The sequence below is a fragment of the Rhodococcus sp. PML026 genome, assembly GCF_000963615.1.
Lineage (GTDB): Bacteria > Actinomycetota > Actinomycetes > Mycobacteriales > Mycobacteriaceae > Rhodococcoides > Rhodococcoides fascians.
This window is the reverse complement of record NZ_KQ031374.1, coordinates 6,624-16,981: the sequence shown is the minus strand read 5'-3', so window position 1 is coordinate 16,981 and position 10,358 is coordinate 6,624. Positions and strand designations below refer to the sequence as shown.

Here is a 10,358-nt window from a genome sequence, read left to right as displayed (position 1 = left end):
GCCTCGGTGCGGATGTCGCGGCCCATGGGCTGGAGAGGCCGGGTCAGTCATCGTTGCACCGAGGGGTCGGGGCCACCCGTGACCTGTCGTAGTCGCCCATTGATGGGCTATACCGGTAGGGGTATACGGAAGACCGCGTCGCCGCCGACCTCAGGTTCACTTAAGACTCGACCGCTATCGTCGGCACCACCGCACCACCGCACCGGAAGGACAACCACTGATGACACTCACCATTGGCGACACCGCCCCCGATTTCCACGCCCAAACCACCCAGGGTCCGATCAACTTCCACGAGTGGATCGGTGAAAGCTGGGCAGTTCTGTTCTCCCACCCCCGCGATTTCACCCCGGTGTGCACGACCGAACTCGGTTACATGGCCACGATCAAACCCGAATTCGACCAACGCAACACCAAGATCATCGGGTTGTCAGTCGACCCACTCGACAACCACGTCGCATGGGCCGACGACATCGCCGAAACACAAGGTACCGCGCCCAACTATCCGATGATTTCCGACAACGACTACACCATTTCGAAGGCCTACGGGATGCTACCCGCCGAAATCGCCGGCGACCCGACCAGTCACACTCCGGCCGAGATGGCGACGCTGCGCAATGTCTTCGTCATCGGCCCCGATAAGACGATCAAGTTGGTGCTCATTTACCCGATGACCACCGGCCGCAACTTCGACGAGGTGCTGCGTGTAATCGACTCGCTACAACTCACTGCCGCGCACAAGGTGGCCACCCCCGCCCAGTGGAATAGAGGTGGCGACGTGATCATTGCCGGCTCGGTCAGCGACGAGGATGCTAAAAAGATCTATCCGGATGGCTGGACTGCCCCTCGCCCCTACTTGCGCATCGTTGCCGACCCCACCCAAGGCTGAGGGCGACGCCCACGGGCATGCTGAACCGTCCTGGATCTGACGGAGACCTGGTTCGAGCCACTTGGCGGTCGGAGGTGTCGGTCGAGATTGCTGACGGTGCTCGTTCTCATAGGGGTCGCGGTGGGCCGAATATCACCAGGGACACCAGTAGTCCGGTCATCATCGTGACCGCGAACACGAGCACCCACCGCTGCGCGGGGTCGTATCCGACCTGGAGGTTCGCGAATTCCTTGGCACCGTCGAACCGGACGACGGTGCCGTCGGAGAGGGTCGTCGATTCTCCGGGCCGCAGGTTGACCCGGTCCTGCTTGACCAGCCGGCCCTGGTTGATCATCTCCTGGTCCAGGGAGAAGATCGACTGCGGGATGCCGGTGTCGAGACCGGTGTCGCCTTTGTAGATGTCCACTGCCACCGCGGGATCGACCAGTTCCGGGAAGCGGGAGGAGAGCAGGTTGCCGTTGAATTGCGCGGTGGGCGCGAAGAGTCCTTCGATGGCGATCTGCCCTCGGCGGCGCTCCTCGGCGGTGGCGTAGGTCCCCCCGGGTGGGTCGAATCGCAGCGCGCCGCTGCTGAGGAACGTGGTGGCGTCGTCGGGGCGGAACTGCAGCGCTTCGGTGCGGGTCTGGCCGTCGGGGAAGGTGACGGTGAACTCGGGGGCGTAGCCGTGTCCGGTGAGGTAGATGCGTTCGTCGCCGAGCCGGAGGGGTTCGTTGACTTTGAGTTGATAGTCGCGCCAGGTGTCGGCGGCGATGTCGTCGGCGCTCTGGTAGGAGATGTTCGAGGTGAACATCTCGGCCTGACCGTTCTCGAGGTAGTCGGCGGTGAAATCTCTGACCCGGATACAGAACGGCTCGAGTCCGGTGCCGTCGGTGCTGTTGCCGGCGCGAAAGGAGTCGTAGATCGCGGGCGAGGTGTTGCAGAAACCGGGCCCGTTGTCGGCGATGACGATGACCGAGCCTTCGTAGCCGAACAGTTTGCCGATCGCGATGGCCGCGAGCAGACCGATCAGCGAGAAGTGAAACAGCAGGTTCCCGGCCTCGCGGGTGTAGCCCTTCTCCGCCGAGAGAGTCAGTGCCCCATCGGGCTCGGGTCGAACGGCGGTACGCCACCCTTTCAAGTGCCGCGCGATGTCGGCGATCACCTTCTCGGGGTCACCGGCGAGGGTGCCCGAATGATGCAACGGTAGTCGAGTGAGGTTTCGCGGTACTCGAACAGGTTGTGCGCGAAGAGCTTTGCCGTGCTCGATCAACCGGGGAGTCAGACAGCCGATCAGCGACACGAACAACAGGACGTAGATCGCGGTGAACCAGGAACTCGCGAACACGTCGAACAATTCCAGCGTGTCCATCACCGGCCCGAGAACCGGACGCGCGGCAATGAAAGAATCGACGGCCTGGGTATTGAGATTGCGCTGCGGCAGCAAAGCGCCGGGGACAGCTGCGGCGGCGAGGAGGAACAGCAGCACCAACGCTGTCCGCATCGACGTCAGTTGTCGCCACCGGTTGCGCAGCATCGCCACTGTTCTGCGCACCAGTCCCGGCGAGTGCGCACGGGGGTGTTCGTCGATCGTCATCTCCGCACGCCCTTCACCGACCACCATCTAAATACTACGCGACATAGTAGTTTGCGGGGTTCGGTGTGATGGAGCGTGGTCGGCGCAGCAGCGAGAACGCCAGTGCTGCACCAGCGCCGGTGGCGGCAATCCATTCCGGAACGCTGCCGGTGATCGTCGCCGGGGTGAGGGTGGTGCTCAGTGACACCTCGGTGACGACAGCTGCGGGGGTGAACAGCTCCGTGCGCTCGACGACCTCCCCGCGTGCATCGATGACGGCGCTGACGCCGCTGGTGGCCGACACGACGACGCTGCGCCCGTGTTCGACCGCTCGTACCCGCGACATGGCGAGTTGTTGATAGGTCATGTTCGTCCGACCGAAAGTGGCGTTGTTGGTGGGCACTGCGATCAGCTGGGCACCGGCGCGCACGGAGTCGGTGAGCAACGAGTCGAAGGCGACCTCGTAGCAGGTGGCCACCGCGACGTGCACTCCGGCGAGGTCGAGGACGCCGTTGCCCTGGCCCGGGGTGAAGTTTCCTGCCTGGGCGGCATAGGGAGAGAGTGCGGTGACGATCGTGCGCATCGGCAGGTACTCCCCGAACGGCACCAGTTGCCGCTTGTCGTGCCTCTGCCCGGGCCCGGTGACGGGATCCCACACGATCGAGGTGTTGCTCGTGGTGCCGTCGTCTCGGCGGAGAACCGTGCCGACGAGTACGGGGACTCCGACGGCGCGGGCCGCGGCGTCGATACGTGCGGCGGCGTCGGGGTTGCGCAGGGGATCGATGTCGGAGGAGTTCTCCGGCCAGATGACCAGGTCGGGTGCGCGTACGCGGCCGGAGTCGATGTCGGCGGCGAGCTCGATGGTGCGCTGAACATGGTTGTCGAGAACCGCGCGTCGTTGGGCGTTGAAGTCGAGACCGAGACGCGGGACGTTGCCTTGCACCAAGGCGACGGTGACCGTGTCCTGCTGCGGCGGAGCGAACAGTGGAGCCACCACCGTGAGCGCCCCTACAGCAGTGGCCACACCGATGCACGACGCTGCTGCAGTTCTGCGGGTGATGCGACCGGAGGCAACGACGCCGGCCAGAGCGGACCCGATCAGCACCACGACGAACGACAACCCCGGCGCGCCGATCACCGCAGCCAGAGGCAGCAGCGGCCCGTCGGATTGACCGAATGCGATGCGGCCCCAAGGGAAGCCGCCGAACGGGATCGATCCTTCTGTCGGTTCGGCGGAATGGTGGCTCGATCAGTACGTGAAGACGCGACGCTCCGGGCGAAGGGCCAGTCGTGTCCACAGCCCGGTGAGAACCACGGCGGTGAGCAGCCCGATCAGCGCGCCAGGGCCGGGGCCGGCGAGAGTTGAACTGTCGTGAGCGGACTGGCGTGTCCAGATGGACAACATCGCCAGGACCGAAGTGCTGGCGCATCCTGCGGCGGCGAGAACGATCAGATGGATCATTCGGGTATGGAGTGCGGCGGCTGAGCAGATCAGACAGAAGATCACACCGGCATGGGCGGCAATGACAGCGACGATGCTGGTCGATTCCGCCTGCGCCGCTGCATTGTTGAGCAATGTTGCCCAGCCCGTTGCCTCGCCCGACTGGCCCAGGCACAGACCCAGCCCTGCTACGGCGATCACTGTAGCCGCACGCAGGCGCTCGTGGGCAGCCATCTCTACCGTCGCCAGCACTCGTCGTTCGATGGCCTCGAACATGGGCCGATAGTGGCGAAGATCGTCGTGCACTTCGAACCCTCCCGTGAACTGCGGTATCGGCCGCATCCGTCGGCCGCGTCCTGTGTCGGCGCAGCTCATGACCGGTCGACCACCAGTCGCACCGCGGGCGGAGAAAGTTCCCGGATCGACGCGGGAACTTCGGCACCCGCGGATGCGACTGACTGTAGGTACCGCGGCGATGACGTCGGTACGAATCCGCCCGGTGGCTGACCGGGCGTGCTGCGCAGGAGTGCGTGGCCGGGCCGGTCGTGCGGCGCGGCCACGCACAGCGCGATCACTTCACGTTCGCTGACGCGGCGACACCAGTTCACTGTTCGCCGAGGTATCCCTCCCGGGTCGTCAGGATGTAGCGGGGTACCGACGCAGCCGGAGGCTGTTCGATACGACGAAGAACGACGAGAACGCCATGGCAGCGCCCGCGAGGAGCGGGTTGAGCAGACCTGCGGCCGCTATGCGGATGGCAGCGATGTTGTACCCGAACGCCCACACCATGTTTCCCTTGATGGTCGCCAGTATGGCCTTGGCCAGCCCCAACGAATCGACCACATCGCCGAGGTCGTCGCGGACGACTATGATGTCCCCGGACCGATGGCGACATCGGTGCCCGCGCCGATCGCCAAACCGAGATCCGCGCTCGCCAACGCCGGCCCGTCGTTGATGCCAGCTTCCGCCTGTCGAGGACTTCGTCGCGGTGCCCGGAATGGGAACCCACGGCCGGGTCCACGGGCGCTCGTCGAGATCGGTCGTAGACGAGGGGCGTTCCTTCCAGTCGGTGCGGTGGGGCGGGTACCCCGGTGCGGTCAGGCACGGGGGCGGGTGGTCACAGACGTGAGGTTCCGCGGACGATGTCACCCTCGATGTAGGTGAATCCGACTCCGCGGCCGTCACGGAGCGCGAAGTGGTATTCTGCGGGGACCCAGACGGTATCGAAGTGCGACGCCGGCCGCCCCTGCCGCGTCTGCCGCGTCTGTTGTCGTACAACCATATTCGGCGCGATCAGGGATGGCCGGCGGTTACGAGATCGACCTACGCATACCGGCGGCGGGCGTCGTCGATCTGGTCGGTGCACAGCAAGTGTGGATCGGGAAGGGGTTCGCCGGACGCATGGTAACCCTGTGGGCCGACCTCGCCAGCATCCACGCCGTGATCGACGGTTTGGTGGTCACCACGGTTGGAGCTTGTCAAGTTATCTGTGAGCGAATTTGCTTTCAGGTGAGATAAGGGTCGAGTCTGTCCGGATAGTTGATCACGAGCGCGCCGAGCGCTTGTTTCCAACCGGTCGTCAGAGATCCTTCGATCAGTCTGTTGACCTCCCTGCCGGTGCGGGGTGCGAGTCGATCTTTGCTCAGGCGGTCTCTCTCCCGGGCGCGCTTGTCCTCGATGCTGCAGATCGCGAGCCACAGAAGCTTCACTGCCGCTTGATCATTGGGGAAGTGTCCGCGGTTTTTGATGATCTTGCGAAGTTGATAGTTGAGCGATTCGATGGCATTGGTGGTGTAGATGATCTTCCGGAGCGCCGGTGGGAAAGCCAGGAACGGGATGAACCGCTCCCACGCGCTCTCCCACGTCCGCACCGCTGTCGGATACTTGACACCCCACTGCGAGGATTTGAAGTCGTCGAGTGCAGCTTGGGCCGCATCGACGGTGGGTGCGGTGTAGATCGACCGGAGCGACGACGCCACCGCTTTGCGGTCGCCGTAGGCCACGAACCGCATCGACGCGCGGATCAGGTGGACGGTGCACGTCTGCACGACGGTGTGCGGCCACGTCGCTTCGATGGCGTCGCCGAATCCAGTGAGGCCGTCCGTGCAGGCGATCAGGACGTCTCTGACGCCACGATTTGCCAGCTCAGCGCAGATCCCGGCCCAGAACTTCGCCCCTTCGTGTTCTTGAACCCAGATCCCCAACACGTGTTTGATGCCGTCGAGGTCGACACCGACGGCGATGTGCGCAGCCCTGTTGGTGACCTGCTGACCGGACCTGATTTTGACCACGATCGCATCGAGATAGAGGATCGGATAGATCGGATCGAGTGGCCGGCGCTGCCATTCGAGGACTTCCTCGAGGACCGAGTCGGTAATCTTGGAAATGGTCTCGCGGGAAATTTCGGTACCGATGGTCGAGGCAAGATGATGCTCGATGTCGCGCACTGGCATGCCGCCGGCGTAGAGCGCGACGATCATGTCATCGAGCCCACCGATCCTGCGCGCACCACGCGGGACCAGGGTTGGAACGAACGTGCCGTCGCGGTCGCGGGGGATTGCCAACGGCACATCGCCGACTTCGCTCGACACGGTCTTGCTGCTGAAACCGTTGCGAGCGTTGGGAAGTAGACGGCCGGCAAGGTCGCCCTTGTCGTATCCGAGGTGCTCGGTGAGTTCGGTCTGCAGTCCGCGCTCGAGAACCGCCTTGACCATCTCCTGCAGGAACCCGCCCTGCCCGGTGATCTGCAGCTGGCCCGTGTCGATCTTGGCCATCACCTCGTCGAGGGCACCCGAGGCCTTCAAGGCGTCGAAGGCGCTGAGCTCAGCCCGATCGTTCGTGTCATCTGCATGATTGCCGTCCACAGTCATGGTCACGATGATGCTCCATCCGTGTCAGTCCGTTCTTACACAAACCATCTGACACGCCCCACGGTGTGCCTCCCAGCTGACGAGCGCCGACCTCGACCGGTTGACCATGCGCGGCGCACGTGCAGGGCAGACTGCGCCGGCACTGCCCGCGTTCGATCCGAGTGCCCGCTTGCGCACTGCGGCACCGATCGAGGTCGATCGCACCGCCACCCGCGATGGACTGATCACCCTGCTCGGCCATCAGCTCGCATTGGGTCCGGACACCGCCGGAACCCGCATCACCCTCAGAATCGAGGGCGGTCTCATCCACGCCATCGCCGGTAACCATGTGATCAAGACCTTGCCGAATCCGTTGATCAGCAACGATAACCGCCAACTGACCCGCGTGCGTCGAGCAACGACGCTCCTCCCGCCGCCCTCGGGCCCCCAACGCGTGCACCGGAAAGTGCCGATAGACGGTGTCGTCATGGTCGACGGCCAGAGATTGCCCGTCGGCCGCACACACGCCGGAACCATCCTCACCGTGGTCGTCGAGGATCACCATTTCCGAGTTCTCGACGGCCCCACAAAACTCTCACTGCACGCCGGAACCACCACCAAACCGATCCGAAACTTCAACGCCCACCCGACCCCGAGACCGTTAACGATGTCCCGGTGACGATCAGTTAGGTATGTCCCGAGACCACACACGTCACGCATTTGCATGCGCAGAAATAGGCTCTGTGATGCACAACGATGTGCGTTACAGGGCCATGGATGCCTGGACGGTGACGTAGACGGCTACGACGAATAACAGGGCTGCGAAGCTACGGGTGAGTGTGGTGGCAGAAACTCTGTCGCTGATGACTTTTCCTGCGAACGAGCCTGTAATTGCCGCGAAAGTGAACGGTACGACGATCTCCCACGGGATGGTGGCACCCGTGCCGAGGCGTTCGGTGAAGGCTCCCGCGCTGGTGATGGAGATGATCACCAGTGACGTTCCGACCGCGACGGGCATCGAATAGCCCAGTGCCAGAACCAGGGCGGGGACGATGAGGAATCCGCCGCCCACTCCCAGAAACCCGGTGAGGCAGCCGACGACGAGCGCGGAGGCGACCAGCTTGACCACCTGCGAAGTAGTGATCTTCACTTTCGTGGGCTTGGCGGCGACCGCGACGGCGCTCGACCGTGTTTCCGCGGTCTCGACCGGGTTCGGCGTCGGTAGGTCGGCATCGTGTCCTCGCCGGGTGCGGCGCAGCATCGCACCGGCGGCGACGATCATCAGAGCCGCGAATGCGAGCAGCAAAATCTGCGGGTCGACCGATCGGTTGAGGATCGACCCACCGAAGGCGGTGCCCGCGCCCAGAAGTCCGAACACTGCCGCTGCCCGCCACCGAACGTGCCGTGCTCGCGCATGGCTGATGGCCGCGATGATCGAGGTGATTCCGACAATGATCAGCGAGGCGCTCGTTGCCGATTGCGGTTCAACCGCCAGGAGGTACACCAGAGCAGGAACAGTCAGTATCGATCCCCCACCACCGAGCGCGCCGAGGGAAAGCCCGATGAGAATCCCTGCGGCGACTGCGATCGCGAGGATGGCGACCATGTCAAATTACTGAGCCGGGCGTGCCGTCATCACGGACCACAGGGCGGCCGTCTTCGTGCCACGCCATCATACCGCCCGACAGATTGTGCGCCGTGCGATCGGCATCGGTGAGGGCCGCGACAGCTTTGCTCGACCGAGCGCCCGAGCGGCACACCACGACCAATTTCTGCTCGGGAGGATAGGCAGCAGGATCGAGATCGCCGAGGCGTACATGGACGGCGTCCGGGGCGTGGCCGGCTGCCCATTCGTCGTCCTCGCGGACATCGATCAGGATGGCTCCCGATTCGGCGATCAAAGCGTGTGCGGCGGCCGGATCGGCTTCCGGTGGTGCTCCAGTCATGAAGAACGCTCCTTGGATCAGTGGGTGCTTACAGGGCGTGCAGCGGCGTGGCCGGCACGAAGCGATAGCCGTCGCTCGGTGAGAACGTGGCCGAGACGGTGAACCGATCTCCTCGAATCACTGTGTGCCGCAACTCCACCGGCCGGGAATTCATGCAACCCGAACGGCGGATCGACAGCGCGGAGGTCTTCGAATCGAGTTCGAGTGCTGCCGCATCCTCCGGATCCGGGACGACGGCAGTGACGTCCTCGCGGCCACCGGTCAGGCGGATGCCGCAACGCTTCTCGAGCTCGATGTAGAGAGCCGTGTGAGTGAAGTCCGCATCCAGGAGGTCGCGTGCCAGATCCCCCGGCAACCAGGCACGGTCGAGCGCCAACGGCATGGTCCCTGCCATACGGATGCGCTCTAGGTAGAGCAGCGGCGCCTTGGGACCGACCCGCAGGGTAGCGGCCACCGCGGGGTCGGTCCGCAGTTCGAGTACACGCACCACGCTGTGCTGAGCAACACCCGTGGCTTCCACCGCAGCGAAGAGACTGTAGAGCGCACCGAGTGGCTGCTCGATCACCGGCGGAGCCGCCAACCGAGAAGGCCGGCCACGCTCTGCAATCAAGATTCCTTCGTTCCGCAGGTGCCGCAGGGCCTCGCGGGTGGTGTGACGGCTCACCCCGTAGCTCGTCGTCAACGCATGCTCGCCCGGGAACTCGGAGCCGGCGAATTCGTCGTCACCGATTCGGCGGACCAGATCAGCATGCAGTTGCGCCCACAGCGGCATCGCACTGGAGCGGTCGAGCGCGGCACTGCGATCGGGTTCAACCATCAAAGGCCCTCCTGTCGATCTGTGTCGGAATCCGAATTCGAGCCGCCGACTGCTGGCCCTCGGGGCCACTGTACAACAAATGTACGTACATCCGTACGGACGGGAGATGCTCTGCGCAGGTCGACACGCAACAAGACGACCTTCGCATCGACAAAGTCTCGCCGAGCACGAACGAGCGCCTGGTGGAGATCGCGCCGAACCTGGTGAATCCGTCCGCGTAGCGACGCGGCATCACGTCGCCTCCCAGTCGGTCCCGGGTCAGGCCAGTCGGTGCCGGATCAGGAGTGTCGCCCGGGGTCCTGCTCGGTCTGGGGTCTGCTCACCGTCGGTGGCGCAGCGAGCCGACAGGGCGAGCACAGGACCAAACCGGGGGCGGACTGCACGACCGCCTCCGATTCGGGCGTGTTCGATCAGACTGTTTCGAGGTTGCGTGCGGACCAGGCGGCGTAGCTGCCCTCGAGTTCGACAACTCGGTAGCCGGCGCGACGCAGGGCGCTGGCTGCGACCGCGTTACGGACGCCGCTCTGGCAGTAGGTCACGATCGGACCGCCCGTGGGCAGTCCGTCGAGGTTCCACAGCAATCGCCCACCGCTGAGCTGTTCGGAGCCAGGTATGTGGCCGTCGGCGTGTTCGGTTTTGTTGCGCACGTCCAGCACCATTGCCGAGTCGAACGAATCCAGCTCGTCCGCACCGATCGTCTCGGGTGTCGTCATGGGAAATCCTCGTAGACTTGTGACGTACCCGGTCACCGTATCGATGCCGACCCGCAGCAGGTGATCACGTAGCTCGTCGGCGACGGCGCGGTCCTCGGCAAGCACCACCAGTGGAGCTGTCTCTTATACACATCTAGATGTGTATAAGAGACAG

General features: G+C 64.3%; 10 protein-coding genes and 2 pseudogenes. 2 read left to right on the top strand and 10 right to left on the bottom strand.

Translation table 11 applies throughout. The features are described 5' to 3' along the window. Window positions 1-220: 220 nt before the first annotated feature. Window positions 221-886 (top strand): peroxiredoxin, encoded by a 666-nt coding sequence (locus tag VF34_RS15615; protein WP_008720432.1) that lies wholly within the window; start codon window positions 221-223, stop codon window positions 884-886. A gap of 106 nt (window positions 887-992) precedes the next feature. On the opposite strand, the gene resB is transcribed toward VF34_RS15615, so the two are convergent. The 6 genes and pseudogenes from resB to VF34_RS15585 all read right to left on the bottom strand — a co-directional run bounded on the left by resB (window position 993) and on the right by VF34_RS15585 (window position 6,749). After that, window positions 993-2,459, bottom strand: a complete 1,467-nt coding sequence (resB, locus tag VF34_RS15610) for a cytochrome c biogenesis protein ResB (RefSeq protein ID WP_082079215.1) — start codon at window positions 2,457-2,459, stop codon at window positions 993-995. A 34-nt stretch (window positions 2,460-2,493) separates the two neighbouring features. Further along, window positions 2,494-3,669: pseudogene (gene lnt / locus VF34_RS15605) on the bottom strand (apolipoprotein N-acyltransferase); the annotation flags it as partial. 18 nt (window positions 3,670-3,687) lie between these two features. After that, window positions 3,688-4,155, bottom strand: a complete 468-nt coding sequence (locus VF34_RS15600; RefSeq protein WP_051048272.1) for an Rv2732c family membrane protein — start codon at window positions 4,153-4,155, stop codon at window positions 3,688-3,690. A gap of 360 nt (window positions 4,156-4,515) precedes the next feature. After that, window positions 4,516-4,838, bottom strand: a pseudogene (locus VF34_RS24720) (heavy metal translocating P-type ATPase); the annotation flags it as partial. Between the two features lie 158 nt (window positions 4,839-4,996). Continuing rightward, the gene (locus VF34_RS25015; protein WP_155288693.1) at window positions 4,997-5,161 is read right to left on the bottom strand and encodes a hypothetical protein; all 165 of its coding nucleotides are present in this window, start codon (window positions 5,159-5,161) and stop codon (window positions 4,997-4,999) included. A gap of 223 nt (window positions 5,162-5,384) precedes the next feature. Next, entirely contained in the window at window positions 5,385-6,749 is a 1,365-nt protein-coding gene (locus VF34_RS15585; RefSeq protein ID WP_032373346.1) for an IS256 family transposase, read from the bottom strand. A 106-nt stretch (window positions 6,750-6,855) separates the two neighbouring features. Between VF34_RS15585 and VF34_RS25610 the strand changes: the two genes are divergently transcribed. Then, window positions 6,856-7,407 carry a hypothetical protein gene (locus VF34_RS25610; RefSeq protein ID WP_008720428.1) on the top strand — a complete coding sequence of 184 codons (552 nt, stop codon included), beginning with the start codon at window positions 6,856-6,858 and terminating at the stop codon, window positions 7,405-7,407. An 84-nt stretch (window positions 7,408-7,491) separates the two neighbouring features. On the opposite strand, the gene VF34_RS15575 is transcribed toward VF34_RS25610, so the two are convergent. The 4 genes from VF34_RS15575 to VF34_RS15555 form a co-directional block, all read right to left on the bottom strand. Further along, window positions 7,492-8,334, bottom strand: coding sequence for a sulfite exporter TauE/SafE family protein (locus tag VF34_RS15575; protein WP_008720427.1), 843 nt, complete (start codon window positions 8,332-8,334; stop codon window positions 7,492-7,494). Between the two features lies 1 nt (window position 8,335). Further along, window positions 8,336-8,674 carry a rhodanese-like domain-containing protein gene (locus VF34_RS15570; RefSeq protein ID WP_008720426.1) on the bottom strand — a complete coding sequence of 113 codons (339 nt, stop codon included), beginning with the start codon at window positions 8,672-8,674 and terminating at the stop codon, window positions 8,336-8,338. A gap of 28 nt (window positions 8,675-8,702) precedes the next feature. Further along, window positions 8,703-9,491 (bottom strand): GntR family transcriptional regulator, encoded by a 789-nt coding sequence (locus tag VF34_RS15565; RefSeq protein WP_008720425.1) that lies wholly within the window; start codon window positions 9,489-9,491, stop codon window positions 8,703-8,705. A gap of 410 nt (window positions 9,492-9,901) precedes the next feature. Next, entirely contained in the window at window positions 9,902-10,312 is a 411-nt protein-coding gene (locus tag VF34_RS15555) for a rhodanese-like domain-containing protein (protein WP_045841738.1), read from the bottom strand. Window positions 10,313-10,358: the final 46 nt, after the last annotated feature.